Source organism: Serratia sp. ASV30 (assembly GCF_016428815.1).
Classification (GTDB): domain Bacteria; phylum Pseudomonadota; class Gammaproteobacteria; order Enterobacterales; family Enterobacteriaceae; genus Chania; species Chania fonticola_C.
In genome coordinates, this window is the sequence record NZ_JAELTL010000021.1 from 67579 (window position 1) to 85022 (window position 17444).

General features: G+C 55.4%; 19 protein-coding genes. 11 read left to right on the plus strand and 8 right to left on the minus strand.

The window, feature by feature from the left end; translation table 11 throughout:
* Positions 1–20: 20 nt before the first annotated feature.
* Positions 21–809 carry a sulfite exporter TauE/SafE family protein gene (locus JHD74_RS11875; protein ID WP_199062764.1) on the minus strand — a complete coding sequence of 263 codons (789 nt, stop codon included), beginning with the start codon at positions 807–809 and terminating at the stop codon, positions 21–23.
* A 117-nt stretch (positions 810–926) separates the two neighbouring features.
* On the opposite strand from JHD74_RS11875, the gene JHD74_RS11880 reads away from it, so the two are divergent.
* Positions 927–1691 (plus strand): helix-turn-helix domain-containing protein, encoded by a 765-nt coding sequence (locus JHD74_RS11880; protein WP_024527932.1) that lies wholly within the window; start codon positions 927–929, stop codon positions 1689–1691.
* Between the two features lie 42 nt (positions 1692–1733).
* Here JHD74_RS11880 and cybC read toward each other — a convergent pair whose 3' ends face one another.
* Both cybC and pmbA read right to left on the minus strand, forming a co-directional pair.
* The gene (gene cybC, locus JHD74_RS11885; protein ID WP_024527933.1) at positions 1734–2120 is read right to left on the minus strand and encodes a cytochrome b562; all 387 of its coding nucleotides are present in this window, start codon (positions 2118–2120) and stop codon (positions 1734–1736) included.
* A 278-nt stretch (positions 2121–2398) separates the two neighbouring features.
* Positions 2399–3739: a metalloprotease PmbA gene (gene pmbA / locus JHD74_RS11890; protein ID WP_199062765.1), complete on the minus strand. Its 1341-nt coding sequence runs from the start codon at positions 3737–3739 to the stop codon at positions 2399–2401.
* Positions 3740–3940: 201 nt separating this feature from the next.
* Here pmbA and yjgA point away from each other — a divergent pair, with 201 nt between their 5' ends.
* Positions 3941–4489: a ribosome biogenesis factor YjgA gene (gene yjgA / locus JHD74_RS11895; RefSeq protein WP_021180727.1), complete on the plus strand. Its 549-nt coding sequence runs from the start codon at positions 3941–3943 to the stop codon at positions 4487–4489.
* 33 nt (positions 4490–4522) lie between these two features.
* On the opposite strand, the gene JHD74_RS11900 is transcribed toward yjgA, so the two are convergent.
* The 5 genes from JHD74_RS11900 to aaeX form a co-directional block, all read right to left on the minus strand.
* Positions 4523–4822, minus strand: a complete 300-nt coding sequence (locus JHD74_RS11900) for a barstar family protein (protein ID WP_024527935.1) — start codon at positions 4820–4822, stop codon at positions 4523–4525.
* A 4-nt stretch (positions 4823–4826) separates the two neighbouring features.
* Positions 4827–5276: a ribonuclease gene (locus tag JHD74_RS11905; protein ID WP_024527936.1), complete on the minus strand. Its 450-nt coding sequence runs from the start codon at positions 5274–5276 to the stop codon at positions 4827–4829.
* A gap of 214 nt (positions 5277–5490) precedes the next feature.
* Complete coding sequence (gene aaeB, locus JHD74_RS11910; RefSeq protein ID WP_199062766.1) at positions 5491–7458, minus strand: p-hydroxybenzoic acid efflux pump subunit AaeB; 1968 nt, start codon at positions 7456–7458, stop codon at positions 5491–5493.
* The gene (gene aaeA / locus JHD74_RS11915; RefSeq protein ID WP_024527938.1) at positions 7458–8393 is read right to left on the minus strand and encodes a p-hydroxybenzoic acid efflux pump subunit AaeA; all 936 of its coding nucleotides are present in this window, start codon (positions 8391–8393) and stop codon (positions 7458–7460) included. The genes aaeB and aaeA overlap by 1 nt, the downstream gene beginning before the upstream one ends.
* Positions 8394–8400: 7 nt before the next feature.
* The gene (aaeX, locus tag JHD74_RS11920; RefSeq protein WP_021180732.1) at positions 8401–8604 is read right to left on the minus strand and encodes a p-hydroxybenzoic acid efflux pump operon protein AaeX; all 204 of its coding nucleotides are present in this window, start codon (positions 8602–8604) and stop codon (positions 8401–8403) included.
* A gap of 326 nt (positions 8605–8930) precedes the next feature.
* On the opposite strand from aaeX, the gene aaeR reads away from it, so the two are divergent.
* The 9 genes from aaeR to JHD74_RS11965 all read left to right on the plus strand — a co-directional run.
* Positions 8931–9842, plus strand: coding sequence for an HTH-type transcriptional activator AaeR (gene aaeR, locus JHD74_RS11925; RefSeq protein WP_024483740.1), 912 nt, complete (start codon positions 8931–8933; stop codon positions 9840–9842).
* A 407-nt stretch (positions 9843–10249) separates the two neighbouring features.
* Positions 10250–11152, plus strand: coding sequence for an acetamidase/formamidase family protein (locus JHD74_RS11930; RefSeq protein WP_199062767.1), 903 nt, complete (start codon positions 10250–10252; stop codon positions 11150–11152).
* 10 nt (positions 11153–11162) lie between these two features.
* Complete coding sequence (locus tag JHD74_RS11935) at positions 11163–12506, plus strand: APC family permease (protein ID WP_024527940.1); 1344 nt, start codon at positions 11163–11165, stop codon at positions 12504–12506.
* Between the two features lie 132 nt (positions 12507–12638).
* On the plus strand, positions 12639–13583 hold the full coding sequence (locus JHD74_RS11940) for a nucleoside hydrolase (RefSeq protein WP_024527941.1): 945 nt from the start codon (positions 12639–12641) through the stop codon (positions 13581–13583).
* A gap of 102 nt (positions 13584–13685) precedes the next feature.
* On the plus strand, positions 13686–14414 hold the full coding sequence (locus JHD74_RS11945) for a MerR family transcriptional regulator (protein WP_024527942.1): 729 nt from the start codon (positions 13686–13688) through the stop codon (positions 14412–14414).
* 98 nt (positions 14415–14512) lie between these two features.
* Positions 14513–14923 carry a hydroxyisourate hydrolase gene (uraH, locus tag JHD74_RS11950; RefSeq protein WP_199062773.1) on the plus strand — a complete coding sequence of 137 codons (411 nt, stop codon included), beginning with the start codon at positions 14513–14515 and terminating at the stop codon, positions 14921–14923.
* A 167-nt stretch (positions 14924–15090) separates the two neighbouring features.
* Entirely contained in the window at positions 15091–15525 is a 435-nt protein-coding gene (locus JHD74_RS11955) for a nuclear transport factor 2 family protein (RefSeq protein ID WP_199062768.1), read from the plus strand.
* The gene (locus JHD74_RS11960; protein WP_199062769.1) at positions 15522–16241 is read left to right on the plus strand and encodes an SDR family NAD(P)-dependent oxidoreductase; all 720 of its coding nucleotides are present in this window, start codon (positions 15522–15524) and stop codon (positions 16239–16241) included. The genes JHD74_RS11955 and JHD74_RS11960 overlap by 4 nt, the downstream gene beginning before the upstream one ends.
* Positions 16238–17444, plus strand: a 1207-nt coding sequence (locus JHD74_RS11965; RefSeq protein WP_199062770.1) for an NAD(P)/FAD-dependent oxidoreductase, incomplete at its 3' end; no start/stop codon positions are given. The genes JHD74_RS11960 and JHD74_RS11965, both read left to right, overlap by 4 nt.

The window sequence follows — 17444 nt, forward strand, 5'->3', positions numbered from 1 at the left end:
CAGCCGCCCTGTTTGCACCTTTACAGGCAAATCGCGATCAGCACCACTCCCAGCAGCAACACGTAAATTCTGGCGTGCAGCCTGTCATCTACGCTGGGCAACACCCATTTGGCAAACACGATCCCCGCGATACCCGCCACCAGCAGTAACCCCAAAATCAACAGATTCACATAGCCGACATAATGCGGTCCGCTCACCTTCCCCATGCCGAGATAGCTATACAAAACCGTCGCCACCACCGCGACCGGGATCGATAGCGGATTGGCCGCACTGACGCAGTGCTTCATGTCATAACCCTGACGGCGTAACAGTGGAACTGTCATCACGCTTCCCCCAACCCCCAGCATAGCGGCAATCACGCCAATTAATGGCCCACCGACCCACACCGTCGTCTTGGATAACGCCGTCTTGGCGGGTTTGGTCAGGAACCCTTTGCGCAGCAGACAATCGGCAATAGTCGCCATCATATAGAGAATAAACAGCCCGCGAATGGCGGAGTCTGCAAGCTGCATCGCGGCAAAGGCACCGATGACCGCCCCCGCGCCGATATAAAAGATCAGCGGAGTGATGGTTTCACGTAGGATATTGCCGCTGCGCCACTGGGTGACGCTGGCATAGCTGGCGTTTAAAATCATGACCGCCGCCGAGGTGGCCACGGCAATATGCATCGCCTGACCGGCATGATTACCGGAGGCGGAAACCACATGATAGACAAAAGGCACCACCACAAAGCCACCGCCAAAACCGAACAGAATGGTGGTCATGCCGGTCAAAAAGCCGGTAAACAGCACCAGTAAAATATCAGCCATCACCCTGCAACTCCTCGCTGTCGTTGGTCAGCTAGCAGGATAGGCGGCCACCTTATGGCTTGCACACTATCATCGGTCAACTATCATAGCATTTCGGCCAAAATGATAAGGCAGGCTATGCGCAATATCTCCATTGATTCCCTCGACCACACGCCAAGATCGGTAATTGCCATTGGCACCGACTATCCACCGGACTATCTGCTGCCCTTGCATAGCCACCGGCGCGCGCAGCTACTGTATGGTGCTACCGGCGTGATGCAGGTATTTACCCGACAGGGAAATTGGGTGGTGCCACCGCAGCGCGCCGTATGGATCCCTCCGCAGGTCGCACATGAAGTCAGGATGATGGGAGTGAGCACTCGCAGCTTATATATCGAGCCGGACGCGCTGATCGCGCCCATCGCCGAGGTGTGCCAAGTGGTGAGCGTAACCCCGCTGATGCGTCAGTTGCTGATGGCTGCCGTTGATATGCCGCTGGTGTATCAGCAGGAAGGGCGAGATGGCGCCTTGGTGGCGCTGCTGCTGCATGAGATTGCCCAGATGCAGGCATTACCGCTGCATATTCCCCTGCCGGAAGATCCCCGGCTCAGCGCTCTGTGCCAGGCCTTTTTACGCCAGCCAGACGCCCACACGCCACCAGGGCTTTGGGCCGCCAGCCTGTATATGAGCCTGCGCACCTTTAGCCGTTTTTTCCGCAAACAGACCGGGATGTCGTTTTCGCAGTGGCGTCAACGAGCCTGTGTGGTATTGGCGCTGGCACGCCTGGCGGCGGGCAACAGCGTTACTCAGGTGGCAATAGAGTTGGGCTATGAGAGTAGCGCGGCCTTTTCGGCGATGTTCCGTCGGGTGCTAGGGCTGGCGCCATCTTCTTATCTGGGGTGATAGCAATGACCGCCATCGGCGGTCACCAAGCATTACTGACGTTTAGCGGAATTTCTTGTGATTGGCATCGCGGGTTTGCTTGAAGTCCTGCGCCACTTTGCGTGCGTCCTCCAGTTTGCCCTGATTCGCCAGCGCCATTGACTGATCGATCTGCCCGATCAACGTCGCCAGCCCTTGACGAAACTCCTTCATCTCCGGGCTGTCTGGCGCTTTACTTTCCAACTTTGGCGGTGTGCCTTTCTGGGCATCCGTGGCGGCAGCGCGCATATTCTGCAGGCTCTGCTTGAAGGTATCGGTAGAGTCGGTGTTTAGTACGGTTTTGTAATTGGCGGCCAGGGTATCCATGTCATCAGCCAGATTGGCCGCCATCGCCCACGAACTGGCTCCCAGCAGCGTCAGTGCTGCCAATACTTTCAATGTCTTCTTCATGCTCACCTTCCAGTTATTGTTTTAGTTAACCCGTTATAAACATAGGCATGGAAAGGTAAAACCGATACCTGATATTTGTAAGGAAGGTTGAAACGGGGAGTTGGGAGGAGCGTCTCAGCCCTCTCCCACAGGGAAAGAGGACCGATCGAGTTCATTGATTGCTCTGCGTAATACCTTGCTTTCTTTGTTCTTACTCCCGACTTTCCGAAGCAGTACGGACCAACCACGTACTCTGGACAGCTCCCTCTCCCTGTGGGAGAGGGTTGAGGTGAAGGGTATTACTGCCCTGCGATCTTCATTTCCGGCAACAGTACGGAACCGCACTGGATATTGCTGCGCAGTTCGATATCGCTGCCGATGCTGACGATATTGCGCAGCATATCCTTCAGATTGCCGGCAATGGTGATCTCGCTGACTGGATACTGGATCTCACCGTTTTCTACCCAGAAGCCAGAAGCCCCGCGTGAGTAATCGCCGGTAATACCGCTGACGCCCTGCCCCATCAGTTCGGTGACCACCAGACCGGTGCCCAACTGTTTGAGCATGCCCGCAAAGTCATCACCCTGCCCGGCAATGCGCCAGTTATGGATCCCGCCTGCGTGGCCAGTGCTATGCAGCCCCAGTTTGCGCGCAGCGTAGCTAGTCAGCAGCCAGGTTTCCAACACGCCGTCTTTGACGATGTCGCGGCGCTGGGTCCGTACGCCTTCACTGTCGAACGGCGTAGAGGCCAGCCCTTTCAGCAAGTGCGGATGTTCTTCAATGGTCATCCACTCCGGTAGGATCTGTTTACCCAACGAATCCAGCAGGAAGGTAGATTTGCGATAGACGCTGCTGCCGCTGATAGCCCCAACCAGGTGGCCAAACAGACCGGTTGCCACTTCTGAGGCAAACAGCACCGGCGCTTTCATGGTTGACAGCTTGCGTGGGGAAAGACGTGCCAGCGTGCGGCGAGCACATTCCAGGCCGACCCACTCAGGGCTGGCCATATCGCCCATAGCTCGGCCAATGGTGTAGGCGTAATCCCGTTCCATATCACCATCATGCTCGGCAATCACACAGCTGGAGAGCGAGTGACGGCTGGAGCAATAGCTTTGCAGCATGCCGTGGCTGTTGCCGAAGACCTTGATACCGTAATGGCTGTTGAAGCTGCCGCCTTCGGTATTGGTAATCCGCTTATCGGCTGCCAGCGAAGCCTGCTCGGCACGGGCTGCCAACTCGATACCGCGTTCGGCATCCAGCTCGGTGGGATGGAACAGGTCCAGATCCGGCGCGTCAAACGCCAGTAAATCTTTTTCCGCCGGGCCAGCATGGGGATCTGGTGAAGTGTAACGAGCGATATCCAGCGCCGCCTGCACGGTGCGGGCAATGGCATCCGGATTAAGATCGGTGGAAGAGGCACTGCCTTTACGGTTTTGATAATAGACGGTAATGCCTAATGCGCCGTCGCTGTTGAATTCGACGTTCTCCACTTCACCGAAACGGGTGCTGACGCTGATACCGGTGGTTTTACTCACGGCAACTTCTGCCGCATCGGAACCGGCGCGTGCCAGCTCCAGTGCCTGTGAAACGGCTTGTTCCAGCGCTTTGCGCTGCTCTGCAACTTGGGTGACTACTTTCATCAATCGGCCATACTTAATCAGAAAATCGTTGAGAAAAGTGCCGTGTCGGCATGGTTTTGCGCGCAATAACGCGCCAAAATAATTTCAGGCTGCGCCCGCTGGCCACAGCCCGATGTACTTTTGAGTCTAACAGGAACCGCGTGGAATTTCGCATAAAGCCGGCAACCTGTTAGGATTAGCCTCTTTTTAACGGAGCCTACCATGAACAAACAGCCTGAAGACTGGCTCGACGAAGTCCCGGAGAACGAAAACGAGGACGATGACGAGATTATCTGGGTCAGTAAAAGTGAAATTAAACGTGATGCCGAAGCGCTGAAAGACCTGGGAACCGAACTGGTTGAACTGGGTAAAAACGCCTTGGAACGCATCCCGTTGGATGAAGATCTGCGTGCCGCCATCGAACTGGCGCAGAAGATCAAGAAAGAAGGCCGCCGCCGCCAGATCCAACTGATCGGCAAAATGCTGCGTGCTCGCGATGTCGAACCAATCCAGACCGCGCTCGACAAGCTGAAGAACCGCCATAACCAACAGGTTTCGCTGTTCCACAAGCTGGAAGCGCTGCGCGATCGCTTGGTGGCAGAGGGTGATGACGCGATCCCGTCCGTGCTGGATCTGTATCCACAGGCCGATCGCCAGCAGTTACGCGCCCTGATACGTAACGCGCAGAAAGAGCAGGCCGCTAACAAGCCGCCAAAATCATTCCGCCAAATCTTCCAGTACTTGCGAGAGCTGGCCGAGGCACAACAGTGATCGTCAGCGGCATCGCTGCGGGATGGACCCCGTTCATCCCCGCTGATGCATCGCTGCGCTGCTCGTTTCACGGATATTGAACCGCAGGTTGCCCTCCAGCTCCTCCTCCGCTTCTTCAAACAACAGAATAATGGCACCAAAGCGGCGTTTGCTGCGGGCGTTGAGATTGAGAAATTCAATCTCGACCGGCAGGCTGATGTCGCCGGTCACCACGTCCCACAGCGCGTCCAGGTTGGCGCCAAATCCTTCACCCAATGCAAACCGCTCGGCAAAGTGGCGATAGAACGCTGGCAAGTCCGCTATCTGGTTAAAATCGAACTCTATTTTCCCCATCGGCTCACTCCATCCGCATGAAGTTCTTATAATGGTCGCGCGTGACATAAATCAGACCGTCACTGGAATACAACAGCCGATCGGCACCGCGTCGGCCGCATTGGTAGTTGATATCCGCTTCGCGCCATACCCGGTTGTTGGCGGTAGGTAACTGCCCCTCACGGTTGGAAAAACGGTCGCCGCCAATGGCCTTGCCCGGCAATACTTTACACAGATTACCGTCGCCCGCATCCCAACCCTGTTCACGTGCCTGTTTTTTGGTGATGTAGTAGTCCGGCAGGCGCTGATGCTGTTGCACATAGCTGACCACCCGCTGCTGCTGCGTCAGTTGTTCAATGCTCTCTGCCGCTGGGGTTGAAACGTTGGTAATAGCCCGATCGCCATCCCTATGCAGCGCACTGAACCCCGCCACCACCAAAGCAATCAACATCGCAATAAGCGTACGTTTATTCATACTGTCCCTGCATATATAGCAAAAATTAATGAATCAAAGATGACCAAGATGTAACCATTTCGCATCTAAAAGGCCTGACGCCCGAGCAAAAGCCGCAATTGATACGGAATTATTATGGGTAATGAAGCCTTCCTGCGTGCATTTTAGCCCCCCGTGCCGGGGGACGTAAACATGCTCAGTATATACCCGATGGTTTGATGGGAAGCTGAAGATATCAATCAATCAGCGCGTGACGGTAGCGATGCAGCATATCGGCCAGGCGTTTTACCGGCCCGGTGACGCTAAGCGGAGCGAGGTTATCCACCAGCTTTTGTTGATATTCATTCATCTCTTTGAGTAACCGATCGTAGTAGTAAGCCCGCTTCACATCGTTCTTGGCGGTGACCACGTGGTCGGCGGTGCTGCGGATCTGCTTGTGGAACACCGAAAGCTCTTCCCGTTCCGGGATCTCGGTCATCTGCATCCGCTGGTGGGCAATAATCAGGTTGAGCGCCAGCCGGTATTTGGCAATGTCGTTCGGGAACATCATCAGCAGCTGGTTCAGGCGCTGATAGAGCGCGGGCAGATGGTTTTCCTTACGGCGTGCCGCCTTGGTGGTCAACGCCGAAACGGCGCTGCTGACCAACTGATTCATCAACGTGCGGCCGGTACGTTCACGGGAAGTATCACGGATCAGGAACAGTACGATCATCGCCACAAAGCAGCCGATAATCTGGCCGATAGCGCTGTCGATAAACGAGGAGACATGGAAACTCATCGGGTTGCTCAACACGATAATGTTAATGGTACTCGCCAAGGTGCCCAACGATCCCAAACGGCGTTTCTGCACTTCGATACCGATGACAAAGGACATGATGCCCAAGCTCAGGCACAGCAGGAACATACTTTGCTGGGTTTCAGGCAAGATAAACATGTAAAACAGCGCACCGAGCGGCAACGCCATAAGCACACCCAACATAAAGTCGAGTGCCGTCATTTTCGGATTTGGCGTACGCATCGCCAATGCGGTCACGACGGCGATCATCACCATACAGCCGCTGCCGGACGTCCAGCCGGTCCACAGCCAAAACAGGCAACCTATTGAGGTCGCCGCCCAGGCTCGCAGCCCGTTAATCATCGCATGGTGGCCTTCCGCTGAGGGCCTTTTCACCACCACTTCTCCGGCCAGTATCTCGTTTTCTACCGCGTTGATACCGCTGTTGGTATGCACACCTTTTGCCACCAACAGATAGCGCGTCGCCGCGCCAACCCAACTGGTGACCGTTTGCAGATGTTCATCACTGCGATTGATTGCCAACACCTGGCGCACCAGCTTTAGGCGTTTACGCACTTCTTGCGCGGTTTCCGCCGGGACCATCAGCAGCTCGCGGATATTCTCCTTCACCGCCTCCGGATGATTGAGCAAAATCAGGTAGGTTTCACAGGCCTGGGTGATCAACGTCAGCGAAAGCGTATGCAGCGCATGCAAGCGGCTGTTGACCCGCTGCCAACGTGACGACTCCAACATCAGGTTGCTGCGCATCCCGTTGATGGCGGTGGTGCTTTTTACCAGATCGCTCCAGGCACGGTCGATATCCTCTTTCCCGGCGTCGCTGATACACATCTGCATCAGTTTGTACTGCCCCACCAACAGCTGATCCACCGCGCGATCGATATCCTGTTTGATCGAACGTGGGGAAAACAGCAGGTCGGCCAGTATCGCACTGAGAATACCGAGTACGATCTCGCTACAGCGCTCTACGGCGAACTGTGGCGCGGCCAGCAGTGAAGTGGTGGTGGTTGCGGAGGTGACAATGATAATCAGTGCCGTGTAGCCCGCCAGCCCCCAGGCGTAGGAGTTTTCGACCTTCACCAGCGAGGAGATCCAGGTACAGACCCCCAGCCAGACGCAGCACAGCATCAGCATCACCACCGGTGCACGCGCACAGGTAACGATAATCAGCAAACCGACAAAACAGCCCATAAAGGTGCCGATAATACGCAGCCAGCCACGATAGCGAATGGCACCAGAGAAAGGTTCCCCTCCGGCGGCAAAGGCCGGGCCGGCAGCCACAATGGCCGCCGTCAGCACCGACCAGCGCGGGGTTTCCAGATTGAGGTGGAAACCGACAAACAGGGCAAAGACGATCGCAAAGCTGAGCTTGCAGGCAAACCGCAGCCGCAGAAAGGTTGGGTTGTTCATTAGCCGAACTCGCGCAACCGATGCATCAGCCGGATAAACGGTGAGCCGCTGTCGATGCTACGATCGTTCTTGCCGGTAATGACCACAGTCGCGGTGGTGCCCGCCGGGTAAGAGTGCTGCTGATCTTTCTCATCGAGGATGATTTTCACCGGCACACGCTGTGCCAGACGCACCCACTCCAGGTTGCTGTCGATCGATGCAAGACCTTTGCTGTTTGGAGTGCTGCTGCTGTTATTCACCGCTGCGGCCAGGCTATCGACGGTGCCGTGCATAATGCGGTTGCTGCCCAGCGGGGTGATCTCGGCACGATCGCCTTTGCTCAGCCCTTCAAGCTTGGTTTCTTCCAGATAGGCGATGACATAGAAGCTGTTTTTCTTCACCAGCGCCACCGCGGTAGAACCACGGGTGATAAATTCCCCCGCGTGGACGTTCAGGTTGGTGACCCAACCGTCTGCTGGCGCACGCACCGTGGTCCGTTCCAGATCCAGCTGCGCCAGATCGCGCACGGCGATCGCCTTGGCCAACTGATGCTGCACGGTTTGCAGCACGTTATTGGATTGGTCGATCTCTTCTTGTGACATCGCCTGGATCCCCAAGCGCACACGGCGGCCCGCTTCACGCTTCTTCTCGGCCGCCAGCGTCTGATAATAGGCCACATCGGCGTTGGCTTCGGCCAGTGCCTGTTGGTAACGTGGCTGGTCGATCACCATCAGGATCTGGCCCTGTTTCACCAGTTGGTTGTCGGTGATCGGCACGTCGGTCAGCAAACCGCTGACGTCCGGAGCAATCGCCACCACGTCGGCGGTGAATTTGGCATCACGCGTCCACGGCGACTCGGTGTAAAACGCCCAAGCCTTGAACACGGCGATAGCTGCCAGCAGGACCAGCAGCAAGGTGATCGCAATGCGGATTATTTTTAATGACAGAGTTTTCACAGCAGCCTCAAACGAAAAGACACGAAATCAGATAAAACAAACAGCAATACAGCGCGGTATTGAACAGCGCCGGATGCCAGACAAAGTCGTAAATCCCGGTCGGCTGCAACAGGCGGCGTATGACGAAGAACAGGGCCAACGACGCTAACAGCTCAAAAAATACCGGTGGGAACGACAGTCCAAAAATGACCATAACCGGAAGCAAACTCATCACTTTATCCTTAATTGTTTACTGCACCGGGGTTTTCCCTGCTGATTTCACATTCTATTTACATTCTAGCGCACGGACGCCAAACGTTATGATCTGGTAGTTGACCAGGCCATAAACCTGAAAAAGGGTTAAGCTAACAGCAGGCTTCCGCGAGAGGGAATGTATGGATGACCGGAGGGATCGCGCAGCCACGGCAGTATACCGCGGCATGGCTGACCACGCTCAAGCGTTCAGAAGATCTTTACACCCGACGCGTTATATTAGCCTGCTTACTATCAACTCATCTACAATCTGTGATCTAAATCACTTTTAAGCCAGAGTGAACAATGGAAAGACTAAAACGGATGTCCGTGTTTGCCAAAGTCGTTGAATGTGGGTCATTTACCGCGGCGGCACGCCAGCTCGACATGAGCGTTTCATCCATCAGCCAGACAGTGTCCAAACTGGAAAATGATCTACAGGTGAAGCTGCTTAACCGCAGCACGCGCAGTATCGGCCTGACCGAAGCCGGTAAAATCTACTATCAGGGCTGCCGCCGCATGTTGCAGGAAGCCGCCGAGGTCCATGAGCAGCTTTATGCGCTGAACAATACGCCCATAGGCACACTGCGTATCGGCAGTTCCTCCACTATGGCGCAAAACGTTCTGGCAACCATGACCGCCGACATGCTGCAAGAATATCCTGGTTTGACGGTTAATCTGGTCACCGGCATTCCGGCCCCGGATCTGATTGCCGACGGCCTGGACGTGGTGATCCGCACCGGCGAACTGCAGGATTCCAGCCTGTTTTCCAAACGCCTGGGCTCGATGCCGATGGTGGTCTGTGCCGCCAAAAGCTACCTGACTCAACACGGGACACCGCAAAAACCGGCGGATATGGTGAATTTTTCCTGGTTGGAATACAGCGTACGGCCAGACAGTGAGTTTGAATTGATGGCTCCCGAAGGCATTAGCACGCGCATTTCCCCTCAGGGGCGCTTCGTGACCAACGATTCACAAACCATGATCCGCTGGCTCAAGGCCGGGGCCGGGATTGCCTATGCGCCACTGATGTGGGTCATCGAAGAGATCAAACGCGGCGAGATTGAGATCCTGTTCAAGCGTTACCATTCAGAACCCCGCCCGGTTTACGCACTGTACACCGAGAAGGACAAACTGCCGCTCAAGGTGCAGGTGTGTATCAATTACCTGACGGAATACTTTAAACGCGTGGCGGAAGTGTATCAGGGCTATCGCTGAAGCTCGCCATTACCCTGGAGTCCACTCCAGGGTAATAAGTTTGCTATAGCCGATATATAGCGTTTACTGCTATAAAACCGATTGCTCATTTTATTAATGCCAATTATCGAAAGTATTTACCTTCATTTGATTCCCATTCTCTACTGAGAACTCTGCTGTATTCATTCGGGGTAACCGATCGATTATGCGGAAATTTCCGCCATAGTTGCGGGTAATAAACCACCGTGATAATTGTTTGAAGCATATCCTGCCAATCCAACAAAAGTGCCCATTCTCCTACCGCTTTCGCGTGCTTGCTTACGCCCCTGCGGGTGTGATTTATTGATGAATTGGCGCAGGTTCGCCCAATTATCATTATTGCCATAAATAATAAAAACCAGGCTCCATTATTCATTATAGGAATCACCATGGAAAAGATCTCCCGCACGCACCTGGTATATGCCATGTCGCGCGATAACGCCCCTGTGGCTACCGTTGCCAGCGGCAGCGACGTTTGTTTTGAAACCTGTGACTGCTTCGAAGATCAAATCGCCTCCGAACAGGCCGTCTTCACCGAACTGGACTGGAGCCGCATCAACCCGGCTACCGGGCCGGTTTACGTGCAAGATGCGAACCCCGGCGATGTATTGCGGGTAGAGATTAAGCGTATTACCCCAACCAGCCATCAGGCAGTCATGGTCACGGCTCCGGGCCTGGGCGTCATTGGCGATGAGTTGCAGCAACCGCAGATCCGCACTGTGCCGCTGGAAGACGGCTTCGCACTGCTCCCCGGCGGCGTGCGTTGGCCGTTAAAGCCGATGATCGGCGTGATTGGCGTCGCCCCGGCCGAAGAACCTATCTCTTGTGGCACACCAGATGCCCATGGCGGCAACATGGACTGCAAAATCATCACCGAAGGCTGCACGCTGTGGCTACCGGTTAACGTTCCCGGCGCGCTGTTTGCACTCGGCGATCTGCATGCCGCCATGGGCGATGGTGAAGTCTCGGTATGCGGGCTGGAAATTCCCGGCGAAGTGGTGGTGAACCTGAGCGTAGTCAAAAACCGCGCGCTGCCAACCCCGATGATGAGCACCGCCGATACGCTATATACCTTGGCATCCGCCAAAACGCTGGACGAAGCGGCCGAATTGGCAACGCGCAATATGGCACACTTCGTAGCGGACTATAGCCAGGTCTCGCTGGCCGACGCCATCAATCTGCTGAGCATCACCGGCGATCTGCAAATCTGTCAGGTGGTCGATCCGCTGAAAACCTGCCGTTTCGCGCTGCCACGCAGCGTTGCCGAGCAGTTAAACATCCAGCTGGATTAGGGATAGCGCCATGTCTGTAGAACAATTTGGTTATAAGCAGGAACTGCACCGCACCCTCACCCTGAAAGATCTGGTGATTTACGGCATGATCTTTATGGTGCCGATTGCGCCGTTTGGCGTGTTTGGCTACGTGTGGGAAGGTGCACAGGGCATGGTGGCGCTGGCCTATCTGATCGGCATGGTGGCGATGTTCTTCACCGCCATGAGTTACTGGTCAATGTCCCGCGCTTTCCCGGTCTCCGGTTCGGTCTATGCCTATGCCCAGCGCGGCATTCATGAAACCGTCGGCTTCTTTGCCGGCTGGCTGATCCTGCTCGATTACATCCTGGTCCCTTCGCTGCTGTATATCGTCAGCGCGGCGGCGCTCGGTCCGATCCTGCCAGAAGTACCCGCCTGGGTATGGATCGTGACCTTCATCGTGATCAACAGCGCGATCAATCTGGTGGGGATCCAGTTCACCGCCAAGGCCAACCGCTACATCCTGGTGGCAGAGATCGTCATCCTGACCATTTTTGTGGTGATGGGCCTGACGGCACTCTATTCCGGTGAAGGTGCCGGTGGTCTGACATTGAACCCGCTCTACAACGCCGAGAAATTCAGCCTACCCTTGGTGATGGGTGCGGTGTCGATTGCAGTGCTATCGTTCCTGGGTTTTGACGGTATTTCAACGCTGTCCGAAGAGAGCAAAGGCGGGGCCGATGCCGTGGGGAAAGCCTCGCTGTATGCGCTGCTGTTGGTAGGATCGCTGTTTATCCTGCAAACCTGGATTGCCGCCGATTTGGCTGCGGGCCAAAACTTCACTAACCTGGATACCGCATTCTACGATACCGCCAATCTGGCGGGCGGCTCCTGGTTAAAGCAGGCCACCATCTGGGCGACGGCACTCTCCTGGGGGATTGCCAATGCATTAGTCGCGCAGGCCGCCATCTCCCGCATTCTGTTCGCCATGGGGCGTGACCGCCAATTGCCGAAGATCCTGGCAAAGGTGCATCCACGCTTTAAAACCCCTTACGTCAGCACCCTGCTGGTCGCGGTGATCTCCCTCGGTTCCGGGCTTTACTTCAACGGCAGCATCGACAACCTGAGCCGGTTGGTCAACTTCGGGGCGCTGATGGGCTTTTTGATCCTGCACCTGTCGGTGATTAACCACTACATCATCCGCCAGAAGTCCAAGGCCTGGGTAAAACATCTGCTGTTCCCACTGGTTGGTCTGTCTATCATCGCTTTTGTATTGTACGAGATGGATATCGAAGCCAAGATCCTCGGCCTTAGCTGGCTGGCGATCGGCATCGTGTATTACTTCGTGCTGCGCGTAGTGCTGAAGAGAGAGCCAGTGCTGAAGCTGGAGGACTAAGCCAGCAATCTGCCCCTTCTGGGGCAGATTTATTCAATCCTTTGATGACGTTAACAAAACGGCCCGCTGGTCATACCCCTCTGCCCGCCTCTAGGTTATGCTCGAAAAAATTCCCCTGCATCAGGAAAAATCATGAAGAAAATCATACTGGACTGCGACCCGGGGCATGACGATGCGATCGCGATGTTGCTGGCATGGGGCAACCCAGATATTGAACTGCTGGCCGTAACCACCGTCGTCGGCAACCAGACGCTGGAGAAGGTCACGCGGAATGCGCTGGCCGTGGCTCGCATTGCCAACATCACCGGCGTGCCCTTTGCCGCTGGCTGTTCGCGGCCTCTGGTACGGCAAATTGAAGTCGCCCCCGACATCCACGGCGAATCGGGCCTTGATGGGCCAGTCCTACCGGAACCCACGCTGCAACTGGCCGATATCCATGCCGTCGATCTGATCATTAACACCATCATGGCACACCCACCAGGCACCGTAACGCTGGTGCCCACCGCTGGCCTGACCAACATCGCCATGGCGGTGCGCAAAGAGCCCCGCATTGCCACACGCGTGAAGGAAGTGGTGCTGATGGGCGGCGGTTACCACGTAGGTAACTGGAGCGCAGTGGCTGAATTCAATATCAAAATCGATCCGGAAGCCGCGCATATCGTGTTCAACGAACCCTGGCCGTTAACCATGGTTGGGCTGGATCTGACGCATCAGGCGCTGGCCACGCCAGAAGTTAGCGCGCGCATCGCTGCCATTGGCACCGGTCCTGCGAAATTTGTCGTCGAACTGCTCGAGTTCTTCGGCCATATGTATAAGCAGGCGCAGGGTTTCACTTCGCCACCGGTACACGATCCCTGCGCGGTCGCCTATGTGATCAACCCCAACGTGATGACGGTGCGTAAGGTGCCCATCGATATTGAGCTGACCGGTACCCTGACGCTGGGAATGACGGTCGCGGACTTCCGCTTCCCGGCCCCGGCGGATTGCCATACCCAGGTGGCAGTGAAGCTTGATGAAACCGCCTTTTGGGATCTGATTGTCGATGCGTTGCAAAGAATTGGTGAAGTTGAGGTTTGAGGCACGGTTGGGAGTAAAGTGTCGTGCAAACGCCCGACACTTCATTCAAACCGGCATTATGCGTAGTATATTGAAAGTGTTCTTTGTTATCGGATGTCTCTCATGGCTTACTCTATCGGCGAATTTGCCCGGCTTTGCGGAATAAACGCTACCACATTACGCGCCTGGCAGCGTCGTTACGGCCTGCTTAAACCGATGCGCACCGATGGTGGGCATCGCCAGTACAGCGATGATGATGTCCAGCAGGCGCTCAAAATTCTCGACTGGGTAAAAAAAGGGGTCACCATCAGCCAGGTAAAACCCCTGCTCGCTCGCCCAGCAGAAGGCCCGACAAACAACTGGCTCACTCTGCAGGAGAAAATGCTGCAGTTGCTTAAAGAGGGAAAAATCGAAGCGCTGCGCCAGCAGATTTACGCCTCTGGCCGCGAATACCCTCGCCCGGAGTTGGTCACGGAAGTGCTGCGCCCGCTGCGCAGTAAAGTCTCTGCCAATATCCCGGCGATGATGACCCTGCGCGAGATCCTGGATGGCATTATCATATCCTATACCTCATTTTGCCTCGAAAGGGACAAGAAAGCGGCAGGGGATAACTATCTGATCACCGGCTGGTACCTGTCAGACCCGTGTGAAATCTGGCTGGAAGCGCTCAAGCGTACGGGTCAAGGACAGCACATTGATGTCCTTCCCGTTCCGCCTGCCAGTCTGGCTCCGGAGCTGTTTCCTGAACGAAAATGGCTACTGGTCATGACTGGCAAACTCACCCCCGCCCGCAAACAACAGATTGAATTGTGGCAACAACAGGTGATGTCTCTCGAGGTCATTACACTTTGACGTTGATCTTCGGTTAATTATCACAAAAGTTTGAATATTAATTTTTTACCGGGATGCTACCTTTTTCCTGTTTGTTTTAACCCCTACAGGAAATCATGATGAAAAAAGCGACCGGTCTTATTCTGTTAACCTCTCTGGCAATGGCTCCTGCCGCATTCAGTGCCCCTGCTGGCACGCTGAGCGTCCATATTCTGAACCAACAGACAGGTATTCCCTCGCCGAATGTCACCGTCACGCTTGAAAAAGAGCAGCAAAACAGCTGGGCCACGCTGGCTAGCGGTAAAACGGACGAAGACGGGCGCATTAAATCGCTATATCCACAGGACCAGGATATGCAGCCGGGAATTTACAAAGTGACCTTCAAAACCGGTGACTATTTCCACCAACAGAAGCAAACGTCGTTCTTCCCAGAGATCCCGGTGATGTTCACCGTCACCAAGACCAATGAAAAACTGCACATCCCACTGCTGTTAAGTCAGTATGGATACTCTACCTACAAAGGAAGTTAAAGATAAAGCATGCTCATGTTGCGCAGTTAACCGCATGAGCATGCAAACTTAATACGTTGAAGCTACTGAGAAAATAATTATCACCCCCCAAAGTTGGACAAATAGAAATAATTGTGTAAGTTTTAACTATGCAATAACGCTACGTTGTTCACTTCCAGGTGAGGCTCATGAGCTCTATGCCATCCATCATCAACAGGTTTGTTGATTACTACAGCAAGCTGGATAACCAGCCGCCATCTGCGTTGGCGGAGATCTATCATGCTGATGCCAGGCTGAGCGACCCGTTTGGTGAATATCAGGGTCTTTTGGCGATCCAGCGTTACTTCACTCATCTCTTGGCCAACGTAAAGCATTGCAGCTTTACCATCGATACCCCCCTCTGCGAAGGCCATCGTTTTGCCGTAACTTGGGCAATGCATTGGTCTCACCCGCGGATTTCAGGGGGAGAAACACTAGTCCTCGCAGGATGCTCAATTGTCGAGGTGCAGGACAACCTGATTATTCTCCAGCGCGATTACTACGATGCCGGGGAGATGATTTACGAGCATCTTCCCCTTCTTGGCTGGGCGGTGCGAAGTGTAAAAAGGAGAATGCGCTCATGATGACCGTCCTCATCACCGGCGCAAGCTCCGGCATTGGTGCCGGGCTCGCGAAGTCCTGGGCCGATGACGGCTGCCACGTCATTGCCTGCGGGCGAGACCGGGCCAGGCTGGAAGCACTGCAACAGTACAGCTCGAATATCACGTTACGCGTGTTCGATATGACGGACAGGGAGGCCTGCCGTCTGGCGCTTGCAGATTGCACTGCCGATCTGATCGTTCTTTGTGCGGGAACCTGCGAATACCTGGAGCAGGGTGTGGTGGATGCCGCTCTGGTGGAACGTGTGATGAGTACCAACTTCCTGGGGCCAGTGAACTGTCTGGCCGCACTGCAGGCCCAGCTCCTTCCTGGAAGTCGCGTGGCGCTGGTCAGTTCGATGGCACACTGGCTGCCGTTCCCACGAGCAGAGGCGTATGGCGCGTCAAAAGCCGCCCTCACCTGGTTTGCCAATAGCCTGCGCCTTGACTGGGAACCCAAAGGCATTGCCGTCACGGTGGTTTCACCGGGCTTTGTGGATACACCACTTACCCGTAAAAATGATTTTGCCATGCCCGGCCAGGTGAGCGTCGACGATGCCGTAAAGGCGATCCGTCGCGGGCTGGCGAAAGGGAAAAAGCACATCGCCTTTCCCACCGGATTCAGCCTGGTCATGAAGCTGCTTTCAGGGCTCCCGAATTTCCTTCAGCGCAGGCTGTTGCGCAGGATGGTTCGCTCATGAACATCGCCATTATCGGTAGCGGTATCGCAGGACTCACCTGTGCCTGGCGGTTGGCCGGACATCATCAGGTCACACTTTTCGAAGCGGAACCCACGGTGGGTGGGCATACCGCCACGGTAGATGTCACCACGCCGCAGGGCACGTATGCCATCGATACTGGGTTTATCGTCTACAATGACCGTACCTATCCGCGCTTTATGGGTCTGCTCAGCGAGCTGGGCATCAGCGGGCAAAAAACGCAGATGAGCTTCTCCGTGCATAATCCGCAAAGCGGGCTTGAGTATAATGGCCACACCCTCACCTCGCTGTTTGCACAGCGTCGTAACCTGGTTAATCCGGCGTTCTGGGGGCTGCTGCGAGATATCGTGCGCTTCAACCGCCTGGCAAAAGAGGCGTTGGCGGGCGATGTTAACGAAAACGCCACGCTGGAGACTTTTCTCGAACAGCACGGCTTCAGCGCGTTTTTCGCGCGTCATTATATCCTGCCGATGGGGGCTGCCATCTGGTCCTCGTCGCTGCAGGAGATGCGCCGCTTCCCGCTTCCGCTGTTTTTGCGCTTCTTTGAGCATCACGGCCTGCTGGACGTTACCCAACGTCCGCAGTGGTATGTGGTACCCGGCGGATCTCGCGAGTACGTACGCGCCATTTTGGCCCAGTTGGGTGACCGCCTGACCCTACACCTCAACGCACCGGTGCAGCAGGTCATCCGTAACAACGGGGGCGTTGAAATCCAGCTTGCGCAATCGAGCCACACATTTGACCAGGTGATCTTCGCCTGCCATTCCTCACAGGCACTGGCAATGCTTGCTCACCCTACTTCTGCGGAAAGCGAGGTGCTGGGCGATATTGGCTGGCAGCATAACGAGGTGGTTTTACACAGCGATCCACGCTGGTTGCCGGTGCGCGAGCGTGCCTGGGCGAGCTGGAACTATCGCCTGAGCGAACGGGACCAGGCCAGCGCCTGCGTCACCTACAACATGAATATATTACAAGGGTTACCTGAGGGTAGCCCCCTGTTCTGCGTCACCCTGAACCCGGAAACGCCGGTGGACGAACGCTACATCTGGAAACGCTTTGTCTACGAGCATCCGCTGTTTAACCCGAAAAGCTGGCGTGCCCAGTCGCGCCGCAGCGAGATTAACGGCCACCAACGGAGCTGGTTCTGTGGAGCCTACTGGTACAACGGTTTTCACGAGGATGGGG